Below are 20343 nucleotides of genomic sequence, written 5' to 3' on the forward strand. Positions count from 1 at the left end.
CGTCACCGCGTCCCCGCCTCCGGCTCGGGCGGCCATTCCAGCACCTTGCCGGGATTGAGGATGCCGTTCGGATCGAGCGCCGACTTGATGCGGCGCATCAGATCGAGCTCGGAGGGCGAGCGCGTATAGGGCAGGTATTGCCGCTTCAGCGTCCCGATGCCGTGCTCGGCCGAGATCGTGCCGCCCGAAGACCGGACCGTCTCGTAGACGAAGGCCGAGATCTCGGCGCTCGGCTGTTCGGCGCCGGCCGAGGGTACGTTCGCGACGAAATGCAGGTTGCTGTCGCCGACATGACCGTAGGAAAGGGCGATCGCATCCGGCCAGCGCTGCACGGCGCCGGCTTCGAGGCGCTCCACCACCTGTCCGGTGGCATGCGCCGGCAGCCCGACGTCGAAGGCGGCGACCTTGCCGATCACCTTGGAATATTCCGACACGCTCTCGCGGATCGCCCAGAAGGCCGCGACGTCCCTGCCCGAGGCGGCGACGACGGCATCCTCGACGTCACCGGCCTCGAGCCCCTTTGCGAGCAGCGCCTCCAGCCGCTCGGCCTCGCGCTCGGCGTCGAAGCCGCTGACCTCGATCAAGACGTAGATGCCGTGCCGGCCGGCGAGCGGCTGCGGGAGAGAGGGGAGCTTCTCGCCCATGAAATGATAAAAGCTCGGCCACATCACCTCGAAGGCGGTGAGCGACGGGCCGAGGCCCGACCGTGCCGCAGCCAGCAGCGCCATTGCGGCCGCAAAGTCGCGGCAGCCGCAGAGCGCGCAGGTCGAGAAGGTCGGGCGCGGCTGCAGGCGCAGGACGGCCCTGGTGATGACGCCGAGGGTGCCTTCCGAACCGACGAAGAGCTGTTTGGAATCGTAGCCGGCATTGTTCTTCAGCATCTTGTTCAGCGAGGTGACGACCGTGCCGTCGGCGAGCACCACCTCGACGCCGAGCACGTGTTCGCGCGCCATGCCGTAGCGGATGACGCGGTTGCCGCCGGCATTGGTGGCGAGCACGCCGCCGATCGTGCAGGAGCCGCGGGCTCCGAGATCGAGGGCGAGGAACAGCCCGGCCGCTTCGGCCGCCGCCTGCGCCGCCTCGAGTACGACGCCCGCCCCGACCGTCATCGTCGCCATGGCCGGGTCGATCTCCTCGATCCCGTTCATCCGCTCCAGCGACAGCGCCACGCAGCCCGCGACCGGATGGGCGCCGCCGGCAAGCCCGGTGAGCCCGCCCTGCGGCACGACCGCGAGCCTCAGTTCGTTGCAGATCCTCAGGACCGCCGACACCTCCTCGGTGCTGCGCGGCCGGATCCAGGCGAGCGGACAGACAGGCTGCTGGCCGCTCCAGTCGTGGCGGGCGCGTTCGGGAATCTCCTCTCCGACGGTGACGAGCTGGGCACCGAGGTGCTCGATCAGGAGGTGTTCCGGGCGGCTGGTCATGCGCATTCCTCTGCCTGCAGGCACTGGTCGACGGGCGATCATAGCCGCGTCGACGTCGCGATCGAACTCCAGTGATATGCATGAAGTTGTCCTGCAGCGGCAAATGGATCGCGCAGCCCGCGACGCCCCTGGCCGGAGGATCCTCTGCCACGTTGCGCATACGCAGAAGGTTCGGGCGCCATGGCGGGCGCAAGATGCGGCGAGAGCCGACGTTTCGAGGCGACGCCGTTCGGCGCAACCCCGGTTCCGCAGGACGTTTGCAAGAACCGGCCGGCGCATCGGATGGCTGAACCATCCCGCCAGCGTCGCGCCGGCCGTGTGCGATGATGCACCATGCGAATTCCGGGACCAACCCTTTCGTCAAGGACGGCAGCCTCGGTTAGCTGCAGATCTGGACCCGCATCAGGTCCGCAGCCGACCCTTCTCCTAGCCCTTCACGATTCGGATGGTGTAGAACATATCGCCATCGTTCGACGGATCGTTGTTTCCCTTTTTGAAAAATAGGGTTCTTTTGCCCCAGGGCTTCTTCGGTAGATAATATTGATCGAAGACGCGGAGGCCGTCCCGCTGCGCCTCTACGAAGATGGCAGCGTGATGAAATTTTCCGGCATTGTCGAACGACGCGATCGCAGTCCCTGCTTTGACCGCGGCATTGTTTTTCACTTGTGCCCCAGGACGCCAGTTTGCAATCACGCCGATCGGCAGGCCGGCTTCCATGAAAACCTGCTCTACCCCGGCGGCGCATTGGCCAAGGTACTTCCCGGACCCGATGAACGTGCCGTCGTGCTTTTCGGCCGCCGTGAGATCGACGGCATAGGCGGTGACGCCTGCCAGCGAATAGGTCTCCGTCGCCATCCTGTCGATCCATCCGGCGCGCTTTTGATGTACAATCACAGGTATATCATTAAGGTTTCATTCCTACCAGAGGTGACGGACGTCGGGCCGACTGCGTCGAAGCTGGCCGCGCAAAGGCCGGGTCGCCTGCCTGCGCGACGCCGGTTGCGGAGGGCGCGCAAAATAGTTTAAGGTTAAAAGAAATTGCCCGTGGAATCCGTCCCTTGCCGTCTCGTCCCGCCCCCCGCCACGTCCTGGTCACCGGCTCGTCCCGCGGCATCGGCCGGGCCATCGCGGCGGGCTTCGTCGCGACCGGCGACCGGGTGACGGTGCATGGGCGGACGGCCGAAAGCGCCGCAAGGGCGATGGGCGAGATCGGCGCGAGCCATGCCGTCTCGGCGGACGTGACGGACGCTGCGGCGCTGGAACGGGCGATCACCGCCGCCGCCGACCGGAACGGGCCGGTCGACGTCCTCGTCAACAATGCCGGGGGCGCGGCGACGGCGCCGCTCACGCGCCTCGCCGTCGACCAGCTGCGCGAGATGATGGCGCTGAACCTCGAACCGGTGCTGACCGCCATCAAGGCCGTCGTCCCGGCGATGAAGGAAAGGGGCTGCGGCCGGATCGTCAACGTCGCCTCGACGGCGGGGCTGAAGGGCTACGCCTATGTCGGCGCCTATGCCGCAGCCAAGCATGCGGTCGTCGGCCTCACCCGCTCCCTCGCCCTGGAACTTGCCGGAAGCGGTATCACCGTCAACGCCGTCTGCCCCGGCTACACCGACACCGACCTCGTCGCCGGCGCGCTCGCCAGGCTCGAGGCGAAGACCGGCCGGGACCGCAGCGCGCTCATGCAGGATTTCACCCGGGTCAATCCGCTCGGCCGGCTGGTGCGCCCCGAGGAGGTCGCCGACTGTGCGGTCTGGCTTGCCGGCGACATGGCCGGTGCCGTCACCGGCCAGGCGATCGCGGTCGCGGGAGGCGAGATTTGAGCGTGACGCGCCCGAGCCCGCGCGAGCCGGTCGACGCCGAATCGAAAGTCGGCGAGGACCTTTCCAACCACCGCGTCGAGCTCCGGCTGTGGCTGCGCCTCCTCACCTGCGCCAACCTGATCGAAGCCGAGATCCGCAGGCGGCTGCGCGAGACCTTCGACACGACGCTGCCGCGTTTCGACCTGATGGCGCAGCTCGAGCGGGCACCGGACGGCATCCTCCTCGGCGAGCTGTCGCGGCGGATGATGGTCTCCAACGGCAACGTCACCGGCCTCGTCGAGCGGCTGGTCCAGGAAGGGCTGATCGAGCGGCAGGTCTCCGAACGCGACCGGCGCGCCGCCCTCGTCCGCTTGACGGCCCGCGGCGCCGAGACCTTCGCCGCGATGGCGCGGGCCCACAGCGACTGGGTGGCGGAATTGCTGGCAGGCCTGCCGATCGAGGACCAGAAGGCCCTCTGGTCGCGGCTCGGCGATCTGAAGCTGTCGGTCCGGGGCGCCATATCGCCCGGCGGCCCTGACGGCGTTTTGACCGACACCATCGAAGCGGAGACCAAGCCATGACGCGCCACAACGCCATCGCCGCGCCGCTGGCGGCGTTTTCGCCCGAGCATTTCCAGTTCGCGATCGAGGGCGGCATCGCCACGCTCACGCTGAACCGGCGCGAGAAGAAGAACCCGCTGACTTTCGAGAGCTATGCGGAGCTGCGCGACACATTCCACGCGCTGCGCTTCGACGACACGGTCAGGGCGGTGGTGCTCACGGGCGCCGGCGGCAACTTTTCCTCGGGCGGCGACGTCTTCGAGATCATCGAGCCGCTGACGAAGATGGGGGCGAGCGAACTCCACGCCTTCACGACGATGACCGGCGACCTCGTCAAGGAGATGCGGGCCTGCCCGCAGCCGATCGTTTCGGCGGTCGAGGGGATCTGCGCCGGCGCCGGCGCGATCATCGCCATGGCCTCCGACATGCGGGTCGGGGCAGCGGGGGCGAAGGTCGCCTTCCTGTTCAACCGCGTCGGTCTCGCCGGCTGCGACATGGGGGCCTGCGCGATCCTGCCGCGCCTCGTCGGCCAGGGCCGGGCCTCGGAGCTTCTTTACACCGGCCGCTTCATGAACGCCGAGGAAGGCGAGCGCTGGGGCTTCTTCAACCGCCTGACCGAGGCCGGCGGCGCCCTCGCCGGCGCGACGGAGCTGGCGAAGGCGCTGACCGAGGGACCGACCTACGCCAACTCGATCACCAAGAAGATGCTGCAGATGGAATGGGCGATGGGCGTCGAGGAGGCGATCGACGCGGAGGCGATCGCCCAGGCGCTGTGCATGAAGACCGGCGACTTCCGCCGCGCCTTCGAGGCCTTCGCGGCCCGGCAGAAACCGGTCTTCGAAGGAAACTGAGGCGGTGGCCGACCGGAGCTTCCTCGACTGGCCGTTCTTCGAGCAGCGCCACAAAGAGCTGGCGGACGAGGCGGATGGCTGGGCCCGCGACCACGTCCCGCGCCTCGTCGACCACCACGACGTCGACGGCAGCTGCCGGCGGCTCGTCGCGGCGATGGGCGAGGCCGGCTTCCTCGCCCATGCGGCGCCCGAGGACGGCCGCTTCGACGTCCGCAGCCTCTGCATCCTGCGCGAGACCTTCGCGCGGCACGACGGGCTCGCCGACTTCGCCTTCGCCATGCAGGGCCTCGGCACCGGCGCGCTGACGCTGTTCGGCAGCGCGGCGCTCAAGCAGGCGATCCTGCCGGACGTCAGGTCGGGAAAGACCATCGCCGCCTTCGCCCTGACCGAGCCCGAGGCCGGATCGGACGTCGCCGAAATCGCGCTGACGGCAAGGCCCGCCGGCAACGCCATGGTCCGCCTCGACGGCGAGAAGACCTGGATCTCAAACGGCGGTATCGCCGGCCACTACGTCGTCTTCGCCCGCACCGGCGAGGCTCCGGGGGCGCGCGGCCTCTCGGCCTTTTCGGTGCCGGCCGACACGCCGGGGCTCGCCGTCGCCGAACGGCTGGAGACGATCGCGCCGCACCCGCTCGCCCGCCTGCGGTTCGAGGACTGCCGCGTGCCCGCCGTCAACCGGATCGGCGAGGCCGGCGCCGGCTTCAGGATCGCCATGGCGACGCTCGACGTCTTCCGCTCGACGGTCGGCGCCGCAGCGCTGGGCTTCGCGCGACGCGCTCTCGACGCGACGCTGGAGCGCGCCCGCAGCCGCAGGCTCTTCGGCGCACCCCTGGCGGATATGCAGCTGACCCAGACGGCACTCGCCGAGATGGCGACGGCGATCGACACCTCCGCCCTCCTCGTCTATCGCGCCGCCTGGACCCGCGACGTCGGCGCCCCCCGCATCACCCGCGAAGCGGCGATGGCGAAGCTGGTCGCCACCGAAAGCGCCCAGGAGGTGATCGACCGCGCCGTCCAGCTTCACGGCGGCGAAGGCGTGCGCGCCGGCTCGGTCCCCGAGACGCTCTACCGCGAGATCCGGGCGCTCCGCATCTACGAAGGAGCGAGCGAGGTGCAGAAGCTGATCATCGCCCGCCAGCTTCTGGCGCAGCCGGGATAGGGCGGGATCAGACGAGCTGTGATCCCCCTCGGCCTTCCGGTGTCCCCAGCGACAGGCCGAGCAGCGCCCGCCGCTTCAGCCACGGGCTCGGACGGTAGCGCGGGTCGCCGTAGAAGTCGTGCATCGCCGCCAGGATCGCGAGGACCTTCTGCGGACCGAGAGCGTCGCCCCATTCGAGCGGCCCCATGGGATAGCCGAGGGCGAGTTTCGCGCCGGTATCGATGTCGGCGGGCGCGGCGATTCGCTGCTGGGCGATGTCGCAGCCGAGATTGACGATGCCGGCGACGATCCGCTGGGCGAGGAAGCCGGGACTGTCGTTGATGACGCAGACGCCGTGCCCGCCGGCCGCGAGCAGCGCATGAGCGAGGTCGCGGCAGTCCGGCCGGGTCGCGACGCCGGTCATCAGCGTGCGGATGCGGTCGATGCCGAGCAGCATGTCGACGGCGACGGTCCGCCGCGGATCGAGTCCTTCCGCAAGCGCCGCGGTGCTCGCGTCCTCGCCGAAGGGCGTCACCATGCAGAGCGCGTCGGCCGAGGGCCGCGCGCCGGTCTCGATCGCGGCGCCGGCGCTCGCGAGCGCGTTTCTCAACGCCGCCGCCTCGGATGGATGGCGGTCGGAGATCCAGACCGGCCGGGCGGCGAGCGAAACCTCCGGCACCGCGGGCTGCGCCTGCGCGACCTGCCTTCCGTCCTCGTAGCGGTAGAAGCCGGCGCCGCTCTTGCGGCCGAGAAGGCCGCCGGCGCGGCGGAGCGCTCCGAGATGCACAGGGCGGTAGCGCGGCTCCTCGAAATACTGGTGGTAGACGGATTCGCTGACCGTCTGGACGACGTCCATCCCGACGAGGTCGATCAGCTGGAACGGGCCCATGCCGAAGCCGGCGGCCTCGACCATCACGCGGTCGACCTCCTGGTGGGAGGCGATGTTTTCGGCGACGATCCGCATGGCCTCCGACGTGTAGGCGCGGCCGGCATGGTTGACGAGGAAGCCGGGCGTGTCGGCCGCCCGCAGCGGCCGGTGGCCCATGCGCCTGGCGAGCGCCTCCAGCGCCTCGACGACCCAAGGGGCAGTCCGCAAGCCGGCGACGACCTCGACCACCCTCATCAGCGGCACCGGATTGAAGAAGTGAAAGCCCGCGACCCGCTCCGGTCGGCGGGCGCCCGCGCCGAGTTCCGTCACCGACAAGGAGGATGTGTTGCTGGCCAGGATGCAGTCCGGCCGCACCACCGCCTCGAGCCCCGCAATGACCGCATGCTTGACGTCGAGCCGCTCGACCACCGCCTCGACCACGGCGTCGCAGGCGCGAAGCGCCGCCCACCCTGCATCGTCGCCGACGGCGACGACGCCGATCAGATCGAGCGCCGCGGCGGCCTCCGCCGCGTTGATCCGCCCCTTGGCGCGCCTGCGCTCCAGCATTGCGGCGACGAAGCCCCGGGCCTCCTCCGCCGCACGCGGCTCGACATCCGCCAAGAGCACCGTCACCCCGGCCTCGGCGGCGACCTGCGCGATGCCGCGGCCCATCACGCCGGCGCCGACGATACCGAGGGTCAGGGGCTGGTCGCGGCCGGAAAATCTTTCGGGCGTCTGGGTCATCTCACGTTCTTCTCCCTCGGCCCGCCGCTCGTCCCGCGCAGCGCCGATGCCGTCCGGGCAGCCGAGAAAGCCGCTCGTGACCGCCATCTTCGACCGAATGGTGAATGCAGGGATCACCCAGAAACATCCGACTGTTGTCCCGACCTGATGAAGTTTCGCATCAACCCCGCCGGTGCATCCGAGCGTTCGGCCGTTTGGGCCGGCGACCGGCGCTCATCGCCCCTTGAAGTCCGGCTTGCGCTTTTCGAGGAAGGCGGCCATCCCCTCCTTCTGGTCGGCGGTGTCGAACAGAAGCTGGAACGCCTGTCGCTCCATCAAGAGCGCCGCGTCGAGCGGCTGGTCGGCGCCGGCGAGCACCACCTCCTTGATCTTGCGCGCCGCGAGCGGCGGCAGCGCCGCGATCGACCGCGCGAGTTCCGTCGCGTGGCCCAGCGCTTCGCCCTCGGGGACGATCTCCGACACGAGGCCCATCGCCTCCGCCGCCGCGGCGGTGACCGGCTCGCCGGTCAGAAGCATCCGCATCGCCTTGAACTTGCCGACCGCCCGCACCAGCCGCTGGGTGCCGCCGGAGCCGGGCATGATGCCGACCTTGATCTCCGGCTGGCCGAACCGCGCGCCCTCGCCGGCGACGATGATGTCGGCGTGCATGGCGAGTTCGCAGCCGCCGCCGAGCGCCCAGCCCTCGACGGCGGCAATCAGCGGCTGCGGCAGATTCCTGATCGATCCCCAGAAGCGTTCGCTGCCGCGTCGCATCATGTCGCTCGGCGAGGCCTCGGCCATCGTCCGGAGGTCGGCGCCGGCAGCGAAGACCTTGGTGCCGCCGGAAAGGACGACGACGCGGACGTCCGCATCCTGGGCAAGTGCCGTGAAATGCGCCGTCAGTTCCTCGCGCATGCCGGGCGAGAGAGCATTGCGCGCCTCGGGCCGGTCCAGCGTCAGGACCACGACTCCTTCCCCTCCGCGCTCCAGTCGGACCTCGCTCATCAAATGACACCTCCCCGTCCTTTGCGTCGTTCCCGAACCGCCGGTCCCGGAAAGTTTCCAGAAGGCTTCGACGCCCTTCCGAAGCTCAGGGCCGGGCGGACGAATCCTTTCATTCGGCCGCTTCGCGGCGCTCGGCGGAGGGCTCGTCCAGTTCGTGCGGGCGCGGCCGTGCCTTGCGCCGCAGATCCATCTCCTGCCCGCGCTTCTTCGACAGTTCGCGATGCGCCTGGTCGCGGCCGGCGAGATACTGCTTCGGCCAATGCTGGTTGCGCGCGTCGTACCAGGCCGAAGCCTCGCGTGTGAAATACGGGTTCCACAGATGCGGGCGGCCGAGCGCCACGAGGTCGGCCCGGCGGGTATGGAGAATGGTGTTCACCTGCGCCGCCTCGGTGATCGCGCCGACGGCCATGACGGAGAGCTTCGGGACGTTGCGGATCGCCTCGGCGAACGCGACCTGAAACATGCGGCCATAGACCGGCTTCTGCTCGGCGACCGTCTGGCCGGCGGAGACGTCGATGAGGTCGCAGCCGGCTTCTGCGAAGGCCTCGGATATGGCGATCGTATCCGCCTCGCTGATGCCGCCCTCGGCCCAGTCGCTCGCCGAGACGCGCACCGACATCGGCTTTTCGGCCGGCCAGACCGCCCGCATCGCCGCAAACACTTCCAGAGGAAAGCGCAGCCGGTTCTCGATGGGACCGCCGTATTCATCGGTCCGCCGGTTGGTGAGCGGCGACAGGAAGGACGCCAGAAGATAGCCGTGGGCGCAGTGCAGCTCGACCATGTCGAAGCCGGCGCGCTCGGCCCGCTCGGTCGCCTGCACGAAATCGGCCCTGATCCTGTCCATGTCTGCCCGGTCGAGCGCTTTCGGCGTGTCGCTGACGCCGGCCATGTAGGGGATGTCGGAGGCCGAGAAGAGCGGCCAGTTCTTCGCCTTGTCCTCGAGCGGGGCGTCCATCTTCTGCCAGCCGAGCTGGGTGGAGCCCTTGCGGCCGGCATGGCCGAGCTGCATCACCATCCTGGTCTTCGAATGGGCATGGACGAAATCGACGATGCGCTTGAACTGCGCTTCGTGTTCGTCGGTCCACAGGCCGGGGCAGCCGGGCGTGATGCGCGCGTCGGCCGAGGGGCAGGTCATCTCGACGAACACCATGCCGGCACCGCCGAGGGCGTGGCTCGTATAGTGGACGAAATGCCAGTCGGTGAGGTTGCCCTCCCCGTCGGCCGAGTACTGCGCCATCGGCGACATGACGACACGGTTCTCGACCACCATGTCGCGCAGCTTGAACCTCGTGAACATCGGCGTCGGCCGGGTGTTGCGGTAGTCCTCGCCGGTCTCGCGGAAGAGCCGCTCGTAGAAGGCCGTATCGACCTTTTCGACGAAGCCGGGGTCGCGAACCATCAGATTGTCGTAGGTGATCGACTTCGCCCGGCACATCACCACCATGGCGAACTGCTCCGGCTCCATGTCCCAGGAGCGGTTCATGTGTTCGAACCAGGCGAGCGAGACGTCGGCCTTGTGCTGGATGATCTGGCAGGGCGCGCGGCGCTCGCCCTCATAGGCCGCGAAGGCCTGCTCCACGCCGGCTTCGCCATGTTCGACCACCGCGTCCGACAGCGCGATCGCGCATTCCATCGCAAGCTTGGTGCCCGAGCCGATGGAGTAATGCGCCGAGGCCTTGGCGTCGCCGAGGAGGACGATGTTCCGATGGCTCCAGTTCTGACAGAAGATCCGTGGGAACTGCCGCCAGTTCGACCGGTTGAGGAGCAGGCCGTGGCCCTGCAGCTCCCCGGCATAGAGCTGCTCCAAGAGGGCCTTCGACCGCTCCTCGTCCATCCGGTCGAAGCCGTGGCCGCGCCAGCAGCCGTCGTCCATCTCGAAGATCCAGGTCGAGCGGCCCGTCTCATACTGATAGGTATGGGCGCAGATGATGCCGTGCTCGGTCTCGCGGAAGAAGTAGTTGAACTCTTCCATCGGCCGGGTCGATCCCATCCAGCAGAAGCGGTTCGACTTGATCGCCACCTCCGGCCGAAAGCTTTCCCTGAAATGCTCGCGGATCCTGGAATTGACGCCGTCGGCGGCGACCACGACGTCGGAGCCGGCGAAGCGCGTGGCGATCTCCTCCGGCGGGACGCAGACGCCGAAATGCATCTCGACGCCCTCTTCCCGGCAGCGCTGCTGCAGGATGTTCAACAGCTTCATCCGCGAGATGCCGGCAAAGCCGTTGCCGGCACAGCGCATCTCGGTGCCCTGCTTGTGGATCGCGACGTCGTCCCAATAGGCGAATTCGCCGCGGATGCGCTCGAAGCTCCGGCGGTCGCGCGAGAGAAATTCGTGCAGCGTCTCGTCGGAGAAGACGACGCCGAAGCCAAAGGTGTCGTCGGCAAGGTTCTGTTCGTAGACCGCGACCTGCCAGTCCGGCCGCCGCTTCCTGGTCAGGAGCGCGAAATAGAGGCCGCCCGGGCCGCCGCCGATCACCGTGATGCGCATCGCCGTCTCCTCTCGGGCCTCGCCAGATTAGTTTAGGATTAAAATATCTGGAGATCAATGCGCCGTCGCCAAGCCTGGCCGGCCGATGGCGAACGGGGCCGGCCGTCGACGGGCGAGCCCCGCCGCATGCTCAAATCTCGTGGCGCCGGGACGCGCGAAGGCCGTCAGCGGGCAGGAACCCCGGCGGCGTCCTCCGTGTGGCGGTACTCGCCCCACGCCTGGCGGAGGATCGCAACCGAGGAGGTGAGGAAGACACCCGCCATGAAGGCCGCGACGGCAAGATCCGGCCATGGCGTCGCGGTCTGCCAGACGAGGAAGGCCGCCGCCATGACGACGGTGTTGCCGATCGCGTCGTTGCGCGAACACAGCCAGACGGAGCGCACATTCGCATCGCCGTCCTTGTAGGGTCGCAGCAGCAGCACCGAGCCGAGATTGGCGGCAAGGGCCAGGAAACCGATCGCCCCCATCACCTCCGCCTGCGGCACGCCGGCCACCAGCGTCCGGTAGATCGTCGAGCCGAACACCCAGAGCGCCATGACCGAGAGCGAAACGCCCTTGGCGAGGGCGGCCGAGGCGCGCACGCGAACCCCGGCGCCGATCACGGCGAGGCTGAGGCCGTAGGTGACGGTGTCCCCGAGAAAGTCGAGCGCATCGGCGGCGAGCGCCTGCGATCCGGCGATCTGTCCCGCCACCATCTCGGTCAGGAACATCACGCCGTTGATCGCGATGACGGTCCAGAGGATGCGCTTGTATTGCGGGTCGAGGCCGTCGAAGGCCGGGACGCCGCCGCTGCAGCAACTGGCGGGCCCCTTCCCGGAGTCAAGAGTGCCTGCGCAGCACGGATCGCTCACAGGCTCCGCGCCACAGCAGGCGGCGTCGCGGCCGGAACGACAGTGATCCGTCATCGGCAATTCTCCCTTCCATCTCGATCGGGGAACGTTTCCGGCCGGTGCAGGGGTTCCGACATCCGATTCCGTTTCGGGCGATCCCCGTTTCGGGAGACCACGCGCCGCATGCCAGGGCCCGAGGCCGACCGGGCAAATCCACGACGCCCCGTTGACGGCTGGAATCTGCCATTGGCCGACATGCGAGGTCGAGAGTGAAGTGCGGGAGTGTCGTCGGGCCGAGAACGGGCGGCGCGACGTGCCGGGTCGGATGAGCGAGCGGCGGAACGGCGCCCGCCGCCGATTGCGCGCCCATGGCGGGTCGCCGGCGCTGCTGCCACGACGAAACGAAAAGCGCGGCCGGCAGGCGCCCCTTCCTGCCGGCACACGCCCTTCGACACGCCGGCACTCGGATGCCCCGGCGGGACGATCACGGCAAGCCCCGAGACGGGGCCCCCGCTGATGCACAACTCTGTCTCGCCGACACGAGGCTCGGCAGCCACGACCCATCCGCCGGATCAATGCCTGGGCGGCTCAGCGCCTCGGCAGATCGGCGACTCCGCCAGAGAGAACCCGCTGCCGGAGAGAACCCGCTGCCGGCCCGAGGCGTCCGCCTGGACGGGCCTTCCGGCGCGCGAGCACCCATCCGCATCGCCTGCCGCGGCGCGCCGGCCGGAAGACCGGACCCTCCGCGAAACCCGCTTCGACGATCCAACCAGGCACGCGTATTCCTTAACGTAAGGAAAGCATAATTCCCGGGTCCTGTCGAGGCGTTTTCCTGCAAATCCGCGCTTTAAGATTGCATATTGCGGATGGCGCGGAATTCAGTTGTTCCCAAGAAACCGCGCGATTTCCGCAAGGACCTGTTCCGGCGGAAGAAATCCGATCGCGATCGGGCGATACCGCCCCGCCGCCCCTGCTTCTGGCCCGGCGACGAGGGTCGGAAAGCCGGTCACGCCGGACGCCTTGGTGACGGCGAAGTCGGCGAGGGTCTCCTCCCGCGTCGCGGGATCATCGAAGGCCGCGGCGAAGGCGTCACGGTCGAGGCCCGCCCCGGCCGCGAGGTCGGCAAGGACGCCGGCGTCCGTGACGTCGCGGTTTTCGGCGTAGAAGCCGTGGGCCACCCGGCGGTTCAGCGCGAAGGCCCGCGAGGGATCGAGCCGGCGGGCGGCGACCACGGCGCGGGCTGCAGGCTCTGTGTCGTAGACGAAGCCGGTCCGGTCGAAGAACGCGTAGTCGAAGGGCTGGCCGCTCACCGCCGCGACGTGTTCCCAGTGGCTGCGGATCTCGGCCTTGGCCTGCTCGTCCATCGCCGTCGTGGTGAACGGACGCAGACCGCCGAGGACGAGCCGGATGGGCAGGTCCGGATGGCGCGCGGCGATCGCCTCGATCGCCGGGTGGAAGCCCCAGCACCACGAACACATCGGATCGGCGAAATAGACGAGATGCGGTATCACCAGCGGCCTCCCTGCGTTCGACATAAGAACGGGCGGCCCGCGGTGCAAATCCACCCGCGGTTGCATTGCCCGCTAAGATGGGTGACTATGCGTCAACCTGCCCGGTCCGGCGAAGGAGTCGACTGCGACAGAGAGGTTGTGCGCGTGCGGGGTTGCGGGCGGACCCGCAGGCCCTGCGGACGCGGCGTCGGCTTCCCCGGGGTCTCCGACGCGGCTCTGACGGAGCGCTCGGCGGGCATGGCTGAAACGGCGCCGGCCGCAACCGGCGGAGAGTGACCGCCGGCGGACACTTGATGCCGGCGGACACCGGATGGTCGATCGAAGGGCGCGCGGCGCGCCAGGCTCCGCCGCAAGGGAGGCAAACCATGGCAAGGGCGTCGAACAACAGCCTCGGCAGGCTTTCGCTCAGCACCGTCGCGGCCTGCGTCGCGCTCGTCTTCACCCCGCTTCTCGTGCCGGCGGGAACGCCGCTGCTGGGTGCCGGCGAGGCGAAGGCCGGACACCGGCACCACCATCACGACGGTTTCGACGCCGGCGCGGCGGCGGTGATCGGCGGCATCATCGGGCTCGGGCTCGGCCTGTCGGTCGGCGAGGCGCGCTACTATGACGGCCCGTACTACCGCTACCGGCCGCGCCCGCTCTACCGGGTCTACCCAGAGGTCCGATACTACGGGGGCCCGCATCCCTGGACCGGCGCCTGGTACCGCTACTGCGCGGCGAAGTACCGCTCCTTCGACGCCCGTTCCGGCACCTTTCAGCCGAATCACGGCCGGCGGCGGCTCTGCCGCTGAGGGTTGCCGCAGGGCCACGACCGACTGCGGCCCGAAATGCCGGCCGGGCGTATGAACATCCCGCAACGGTCCGGCCGAGCCCGGCCGGGAAGGCGGACTTGCAGGTTGCCGCGGCAGCCGGAACGCCGTTCGACCGGGCGTCATACGGTTTCCGGCACATCACGTCGTGATGCCGGAAATCGTGATGCCGGAGACAAAGACGCTCATTCGCCGCGCGGGCGTGATTCGAGCCCCGCTCTCATCGAGCGGATCTCGTATCAGACCGGCCGGGTCGCCGCCTCGAGCCAGAGCGCGTCTTCCGGCGACAGGTCGCCGGACAGCGTCTCGCGGACCCGGGCATGATAGCCGTTGAGCCAGCCCCGCTCCTCTTCGCCGAGCAGCGTGGCGTCGATCAGCCGGCGGTCGATCGGCGCGAGCGTCAGCGTCTCGAAGCCGAGCATCGGCATGTCGCCACCCGCGATCGCAGAGGCTTCGGTGACGACGACGAGATTCTCGATCCTGATGCCGAAGGCGCCCTCCCTGTAGTAGCCGGGCTCGTTGGAGAGGATCATGCCCGGCTTCAGCACCGCCATGCCGCGCCGCGAGATCGACTGCGGCCCTTCGTGCACCGCGAGGAAGGCGCCGACGCCGTGGCCGGTGCCGTGGGCATAGTCGCAGCCGGCCTTCCAGAGGGCGATGCGCGCCAGAACATCGATGTCGATGCCGCGCGTGCCTTTCGGAAACCGCGCCAGAGAGATCGCGATCATCCCCTTCAACACCTGCGTGAAACGCGTGCGCATCAGGGCGTCCGGTTTGCCGACCGGCACCGTGCGGGTGATGTCGGTGGTTCCGTCGAGATACTGGGCGCCCGAATCGATCAGGAAGAGTTCCCCCGCCCCGAGCCTGCGGTTGGTCTGCCGGTTGACCCGGTAGTGGACGATGGCGCCGTTCGGCCCCGCCCCGGCGATCGTGTCGAAGGAAATGTCCATCAGCGCCATGCCTGCCGCCTCGCCGGCCTCGGCCCGGAAGGCCTCCAGCCGCTCCGCCGCGCCGATCTCGTCGGTCGAGCCGGGTGCCTGACGGTCGAGCCAGGCGAGAAAACGCGTCACCGCGAGGCCGTCGCGACGGTGGGCGGCGCGGCTTCCGGCGAGTTCGCCCTCGTTCTTCACCGCCCGCGGCAGGCGCGCGGGATCGGAAAGCGCGACGACGTCGCCCCCCGCCGCGGCGACGATGGCGGCAAGCCGCGCGGCGACGAGGTCGCGGTCGAGCCCGATCTGGCCGCCCTGCGACAGGTCGGCGAGCTCGGCTTCGAAGGCCTCCGGCGGCCGGATGTCGGCATGCGCCGCAAGCTGTGCCGCGACACCCTCGTCGAGCTTGTCCGGATCGACGTAGAGCCGCGGCCGCTCCTTCACCGGGACGATGGCGAAGGCAAGCATCAGCGGCGTGTGGGCGACGTCGGCGCCGCGGACGTTGAACGCCCAGGCGATCGACGAAGGATCGGTCAGCACCGTCAGATCGGCCCGGGCGACGGCGATCGCCGCCTGGATCTCGCCGAGCTTGGCGTCGACGCTTCTGCCGGCGAGATTGTCGCCGTGCAGGAACGCCTTGCCCTTCGGCGGCGCCGGACGGTCGGTCCAGAGCCGGTCGATCGGGTTTTCGGAAAGGGCGACGAGTTCGCCGCCGCTGCGCGCCATCACCTCTCGCAGCTTCTCCACCTCGGCGATGGTGTGGAGCCAGGGATCGTAGGCGATGCGCCGCCCGGCCGCCTCGGTCTCGAGAAAGGCGGAGAGCGGCGTCTCGATCGACGAAGCAGGCGAAAAGACCGACAGGTCGACCTGGTCGCGGACCTGCAGCGTATAGCGGCCGTCGACGAGGATCGCCGCCTTGTCGGAAAGGACGACGGCAACGCCCGCCGAGCCGGAAAAGCCGGTCAGCCATTCGAGCCGCGCCGCCGATGCGGGGATGTATTCGCCCTGATGCTCGTCGGCGCGCGGCACCACGAAGCCGTCGACGCCCGCCTCGCTCAGCAGCCGCCGCAGGCCTTCGACGCGCTCGGCGCTCAGCGAAAAGTCGCTGGTACCGTCGAAATTCTGAAACATCGGATCTCTCACCCTGCCGCTTGAAGGCATTCCTCGCAGTTGTGTCCGGCATTTCGCCGGCCGCCGCAAGTTCCGCGATCCGATGCTCCGGTCGCAAGGCGACGGATCGATGGTTCGGCCCCGGGAAGAGCCGTTATGTTGCGTTGCAATAAACGGGAGGGTCCTATGCGGCGGGCACTCTACCGGAAAGCCGCCGAGCCGCGCATATTTCGGTGCAACGGGAGGCCGGAACCGCTTCTGAAGGAGAACGCCAATGGCCAGCAACGACACCACCACGACCCGCCCGCGCCAGCAGAGCACGGGCATCATGCGCACCGTCCTCAACCGCATGATGGAGGCCCGCGAGCGCGAGGCGCGCCGCTACATCGCCACCCATTACGGCAAGCGCTTTGCCCCGGACGGCCTCAGCGGCGAGACTGCCTCGCATTTCGAAAGCCGCGGCCCGCAGCGCGCCTGACCGGCACCGGGCAGCATAGGCCGAGCGGTCTTGCTGCAATGCAACATGAATATGGACGCAAGGTCCGGCAGCTCCACGCGGGCTGCCGGACCTTTTTTCATGGGATGGGCTCATTGTCGCGTGAAACGGTGGCGAGGCCGGGCGAACGCCGCCGCGCCGCAGGAATCACGCCGCGGCGCGGCGGAGATGCAGCGCCGCCCATTCGCCGATGACGCGCGTCTCGCGATGGACGAAGCCCTGCGCCCGGTAGGCGGCGCGCACGGCCGCCACCTGCGAGACCAGGATGCCGGACAGGATCACGTCGGCGCGCCGCGCCGCGTGGCGGCGGAATGCCGGCGCGAGGTGGATCAGCGGGCCGGCCAGGATGTTGGCGACGATCAGCTCGTAGGGCGCCCGCCGGCGCACGGCCGGAGCGGCGAAGCCATCGGCGCGAATGGTCTCGACGAAGCGCGCGACGCCGTTCGCTCGCACGTTGGCCGCGGCGACGGCGACGGCGACCGGATCGACGTCGGTGGCGAGCACCTGCAGCCGCGCCAGCTTGGCGGCGGCGATGGCGAGGACGGCGCTGCCGGTGCCGAGATCGAGCACCCGGCCCGGACGCCGCAGCCGCACGATCTCGTCGATCATCGCGAGGCACCCGGCGGTGGTGGCGTGATGGCCGGTGCCGAAGGCGAGGCCGGCCTCGATCTCGATCGACAGCTCGTGCGCCCCGACCTTGTCCCGGTCGTGGGCGCCGTGGACGACGAAGCGGCCGGCCCGGACCGGCTTCAGCTCGGCGAGGACGGCGGCCATCCAGTCCCGGTCGGCAAGCTCCTCCCGGCCGATCTCGTCATCGGGCCGAAGGCCTGCGGCCGTTCGGAACTCTTCCGTCCGGTCGTCGCCGTCTTCCGCCGCCAGATAAGCCGCGACCTCGACGATGCCGGCGGCCTCGTCGATCTCCGTCAGGGCGAGCGGCGCACCCTCCTCCTCGAAGACGGCATCGAGCGCGGCATAGGCGGCCTCGGCCTCGGCGCGCCTGCCGCGCCAGAAATAGCGTGTCTGCACCGTCAGTTCGTCCCTTCGGCCTGTTTCGAGACCTCCTCGGCGGTCTTGCGGGCCTTTTCCCTGCGCGCCTCGCGTTCGGTCAAGGTGCCGCGGACGATCTTTTCCTGTTCGCGCTCGGCCCGCGGCGGCCCGAAGGAGACGATGGTGTCGCCGGGCCCCGGCTCGCCCGCCCCTTCGCCGGCCGCAAAGACGATCTCCTGCGAGGGCCTGATCCAGAGGATCGGCAGCGTGCCTTCCGGCCGGGTCTCGAAGAACTGGCCGTAGCCGAACTCCGCCGTCAGCCTCGTCGCCTGGAAGGCCCAGCCGTCGATCACGTGGTCGCGCAGCTCGTTGTAACCGCGGGGGGGATCGAAGAGCGGCCGGCCGCCCAGCGAGAAGTGCATCGTGTGGCGCGCGCTCGAAGTCTGCGTGTTGGCGGCCGTCGCGCCGATCTGGAACACTTCGGAGCGGCCGATCTCGGCGCCGAAGTCGGTGCAGACGAGAGCGTTGTAGGCGTCGTTGTCGGTGGCCGCGATCATGTGGTCGAAGCGCGACAGGTCGAGCGAGTGGTGCGCCTCTTCGGAGAGGATCTCGCCGAACCAGACCTCCACCTCGCCGAGCCGCGCCTCGGAGACATGCGACCAGTTGGCATCGGCGATCAGCACCGGCACTTCCAGAGCCTTCAGCCGCTGCGCCAGGGCGATCGAGAAGCGCGAGGCCCCGACGACGAGGATGCCGGGCCGGTTGGTGACCCGCAGGTCGAGGAGCCGGGCGAGCGGCTTCAGGGTGAAGCCGTGGAGAAGGATCGTCGCGGCGACGACGGCGAAGGTGTAGGCGACCATCCGGTCGGCATCGGCAAGGCCGATGCGGGCGAGCGACGAGCCGAAGAGGCCCGCGACCGCGACGGCGACGATGCCGCGCGGCGCGATCCAGCCGACGAGCAGGCGCTCGCGGAAGCCGAGCCCGGCGCCGATGGTCGAGACGAAGAGCGTCAACGGCCGGATGACGCAGAGGACGAGCACGAGAAAGGCGACCACCCGCCATTCCAGGCTGAGGATCACCTCCCGCTGCAGCGACGCCGTCAGGATGATGAACAGGCCGGAGACGAGGAGGACGGTGATCGTCTCCTTGAAGCGGCGCAGCTCGTTGAGGCTGGCCAGCCGGCTGTTCGCCATGGTGATGCCCATGACCGTCACGGTGAGCAGGCCGGCCTCCTCGAGAACGAGGTTGGTCAGGGCGTTCATGGCGACGACGACGGCGAAGAGGATCGGCGCCTTGAGATATTCCGGCGCATGGCCGCGGGCGAAGAAGACCGTCAGTCCCCGGCCGACGAGGATGCCGCCGACGACGGCGACGAGCAGTGCCGCGGCCGTCGTCACGATCAGATGTTCCGCCTCGTGGGCGCCGCGCAGGACGAGATAGGCCTCGAAGGCGACGACCGCGAAGAGCGCGCCGACGGGATCGTTGAGGATTGCCTCCCAGCGCAGGATCGAGGCGGGGCGCGAGCGCAGCCGGGCATGGCGCAGCAGCGGCATGATCACCGTCGGGCCGGTCACCACGAGCAGCGCCCCGAGAATGATCGAGACCGGCCAGGACATCGCGCCGACATAACGGGCGGCGAGCGCCGTCAGCACCCAGACCAGCGGGCCCGACAGCAGCACGACCCGCCGCACGGCGGTCGAGGTTTCACGGATCTCGCGCAGGCGCAGCGTCAGCCCGCCCTCGAACAGGATGATCGCGACGGCGGTCGAGACCAGCGGCGTGTAGAGGTCGCCGAAATCCTTGCGCGGGTTCATCAGACCGGTCAGCGGGCCGAAGACCAGCCCGACGCCGAGCAGCATGACGATGGCGGGCACCTGCAGCCGCCAGGCAAGCCACTGCGAGGCGATGCCCGCGACGCCGATGACGGCGAGCTGCAAGGCGAGGTCGTGCATGTGCGGAGGGTCCTGTCGGTTCCGGTCGGCGGGTCGGCCCGCCCGACCGGGATCTTGTTGCGCAAGGACATAACGCGCGGGCGCATTCGGCAAAGCCGGATCGCGCCGCTCATTCCGCCGCGCATTGCGCCGCAGTCACGCCGTCGGCGACGCGAGCCGCGTCGCGGCCGGCTGGCACCGCCAGGGCGCCGGCCGGCGATCAGGCGCCGGCGAGCCGTTCCAGCTTGGCGCCCACCGTCTTCGGATCCTCGCCATAGGCGATCGTCCCGGCCAGCCTGCCGTTTTTGTCGATGAGGAAGGTGGTCGCCGTATGGTCCATCAGATAGTCGTCGCCCTCGCCGGCCTTGCGATAGAACGCGCCCCAGCCCTTCGCCGTCTTCGCGATGTCGGCCTCGTCGCCGGTCAGAGCGACGATCTTCGGCGACACCGCCTCGACATAGTCCTTCAGCACCGCGGGGGTGTCGCGGGCCGGATCGACGGTGACGAAGACGATTTTGAAATCGTGGCCCGCCTTCTCGATCTCGTTCAGATGCGAAGCGAGTTCGTAGAGCGTCGTCGGGCAGACGTCCGGGCAGTGGGTATAGCCGAAGAATAGCGCGAAGGGCTCGCCCGCCAGCTTTTTGGAGCTGAATTCGTCGCCGTTCTGGTCGACGAGAGTGAACGGGGTGCCATAGGGCTTTTCGGCGGCGCTGCCGCCGCCCGAGAGGTTGAGATAGGTGACGACGAGGGCCCCGGCGAGAAGGGCGACGAGCGCCCAAAGTCCCGTCTGGATGATCGTACGCGTCTGCATCTTGCGTCACTCCGGAGGTCTGGCCGGCCGGTCGCGCTCGCCACGAGCGAAAGCGGATCCGCCGACCTGC

At 69.1% G+C, this 20343-nt stretch carries 17 protein-coding genes; 6 read left to right on the forward strand and 11 right to left on the reverse strand.

What is annotated here, in order from left to right:
- Positions 1 to 2: 2 nt before the first annotated feature.
- Positions 3 to 1424, reverse strand: a complete 1422-nt coding sequence (locus tag J1C47_RS01155; RefSeq protein ID WP_342591906.1) for an FAD-binding oxidoreductase — start codon at positions 1422 to 1424, stop codon at positions 3 to 5.
- Positions 1425 to 1850: 426 nt separating this feature from the next.
- On the reverse strand, positions 1851 to 2279 hold the full coding sequence (locus J1C47_RS01160) for a BPSL0067 family protein (protein WP_207348879.1): 429 nt from the start codon (positions 2277 to 2279) through the stop codon (positions 1851 to 1853).
- A gap of 203 nt (positions 2280 to 2482) precedes the next feature.
- Here J1C47_RS01160 and J1C47_RS01165 point away from each other — a divergent pair, with 203 nt between their 5' ends.
- Genes J1C47_RS01165 through J1C47_RS01180 form a run of 4 tightly spaced genes read left to right on the forward strand, consistent with a single transcriptional unit; the run spans position 2483 to position 5796 of the window.
- A complete protein-coding gene (locus tag J1C47_RS01165; RefSeq protein WP_207348880.1) occupies positions 2483 to 3247 on the forward strand; it encodes an SDR family NAD(P)-dependent oxidoreductase in 765 nt (254 codons plus the stop codon).
- Between the two features lie 2 nt (positions 3248 to 3249).
- Complete coding sequence (locus tag J1C47_RS01170; RefSeq protein WP_342591911.1) at positions 3250 to 3807, forward strand: MarR family winged helix-turn-helix transcriptional regulator; 558 nt, start codon at positions 3250 to 3252, stop codon at positions 3805 to 3807.
- Positions 3804 to 4637 carry an enoyl-CoA hydratase family protein gene (locus J1C47_RS01175; RefSeq protein ID WP_207348882.1) on the forward strand — a complete coding sequence of 278 codons (834 nt, stop codon included), beginning with the start codon at positions 3804 to 3806 and terminating at the stop codon, positions 4635 to 4637. Before J1C47_RS01170 ends, J1C47_RS01175 begins: the two co-directional genes overlap by 4 nt.
- 4 nt (positions 4638 to 4641) lie before the next feature.
- On the forward strand, positions 4642 to 5796 hold the full coding sequence (locus J1C47_RS01180; protein ID WP_207348883.1) for an acyl-CoA dehydrogenase family protein: 1155 nt from the start codon (positions 4642 to 4644) through the stop codon (positions 5794 to 5796).
- Between the two features lie 7 nt (positions 5797 to 5803).
- Here the strand turns inward: J1C47_RS01180 and J1C47_RS01185 are convergent, their stop codons facing one another.
- From J1C47_RS01185 to J1C47_RS01205, 5 genes are all read right to left on the reverse strand, one after another.
- Positions 5804 to 7387, reverse strand: coding sequence for a 3-hydroxyacyl-CoA dehydrogenase (locus tag J1C47_RS01185; RefSeq protein WP_207348884.1), 1584 nt, complete (start codon positions 7385 to 7387; stop codon positions 5804 to 5806).
- Positions 7388 to 7600: 213 nt separating this feature from the next.
- Positions 7601 to 8371: an enoyl-CoA hydratase-related protein gene (locus J1C47_RS01190; protein WP_207348885.1), complete on the reverse strand. Its 771-nt coding sequence runs from the start codon at positions 8369 to 8371 to the stop codon at positions 7601 to 7603.
- Between the two features lie 109 nt (positions 8372 to 8480).
- Positions 8481 to 10859, reverse strand: a complete 2379-nt coding sequence (locus J1C47_RS01195; protein WP_207348886.1) for an oxidoreductase — start codon at positions 10857 to 10859, stop codon at positions 8481 to 8483.
- A 164-nt stretch (positions 10860 to 11023) separates the two neighbouring features.
- A complete protein-coding gene (locus J1C47_RS01200; protein ID WP_207348887.1) occupies positions 11024 to 11764 on the reverse strand; it encodes a cation efflux transmembrane domain-containing protein in 741 nt (246 codons plus the stop codon).
- Positions 11765 to 12567: 803 nt separating this feature from the next.
- Positions 12568 to 13200, reverse strand: a complete 633-nt coding sequence (locus J1C47_RS01205; protein WP_207348888.1) for a DsbA family protein — start codon at positions 13198 to 13200, stop codon at positions 12568 to 12570.
- Positions 13201 to 13565: 365 nt separating this feature from the next.
- Between J1C47_RS01205 and J1C47_RS01210 the strand changes: the two genes are divergently transcribed.
- Complete coding sequence (locus J1C47_RS01210) at positions 13566 to 13991, forward strand: BA14K family protein (RefSeq protein WP_207348889.1); 426 nt, start codon at positions 13566 to 13568, stop codon at positions 13989 to 13991.
- Between the two features lie 257 nt (positions 13992 to 14248).
- On the opposite strand, the gene J1C47_RS01215 is transcribed toward J1C47_RS01210, so the two are convergent.
- Positions 14249 to 16069: an aminopeptidase P family protein gene (locus tag J1C47_RS01215; protein WP_207348890.1), complete on the reverse strand. Its 1821-nt coding sequence runs from the start codon at positions 16067 to 16069 to the stop codon at positions 14249 to 14251.
- 253 nt (positions 16070 to 16322) lie between these two features.
- Here J1C47_RS01215 and J1C47_RS01220 point away from each other — a divergent pair, with 253 nt between their 5' ends.
- Entirely contained in the window at positions 16323 to 16526 is a 204-nt protein-coding gene (locus J1C47_RS01220) for a hypothetical protein (protein ID WP_207348891.1), read from the forward strand.
- Between the two features lie 165 nt (positions 16527 to 16691).
- Here the strand turns inward: J1C47_RS01220 and J1C47_RS01225 are convergent, their stop codons facing one another.
- From J1C47_RS01225 to J1C47_RS01235, 3 genes are all read right to left on the reverse strand, one after another.
- Positions 16692 to 17570, reverse strand: coding sequence for a 50S ribosomal protein L11 methyltransferase (locus tag J1C47_RS01225; RefSeq protein ID WP_207348892.1), 879 nt, complete (start codon positions 17568 to 17570; stop codon positions 16692 to 16694).
- Between the two features lie 2 nt (positions 17571 to 17572).
- Positions 17573 to 19483 carry a cation:proton antiporter gene (locus tag J1C47_RS01230; RefSeq protein WP_207348893.1) on the reverse strand — a complete coding sequence of 637 codons (1911 nt, stop codon included), beginning with the start codon at positions 19481 to 19483 and terminating at the stop codon, positions 17573 to 17575.
- Positions 19484 to 19682: 199 nt separating this feature from the next.
- Entirely contained in the window at positions 19683 to 20273 is a 591-nt protein-coding gene (locus J1C47_RS01235) for an SCO family protein (protein ID WP_207348894.1), read from the reverse strand.
- Positions 20274 to 20343: the final 70 nt, after the last annotated feature.

Source organism: Jiella sonneratiae, from assembly GCF_017353515.1.
Classification (GTDB): Bacteria; Pseudomonadota; Alphaproteobacteria; order Rhizobiales; family Rhizobiaceae; genus Jiella; species Jiella sonneratiae.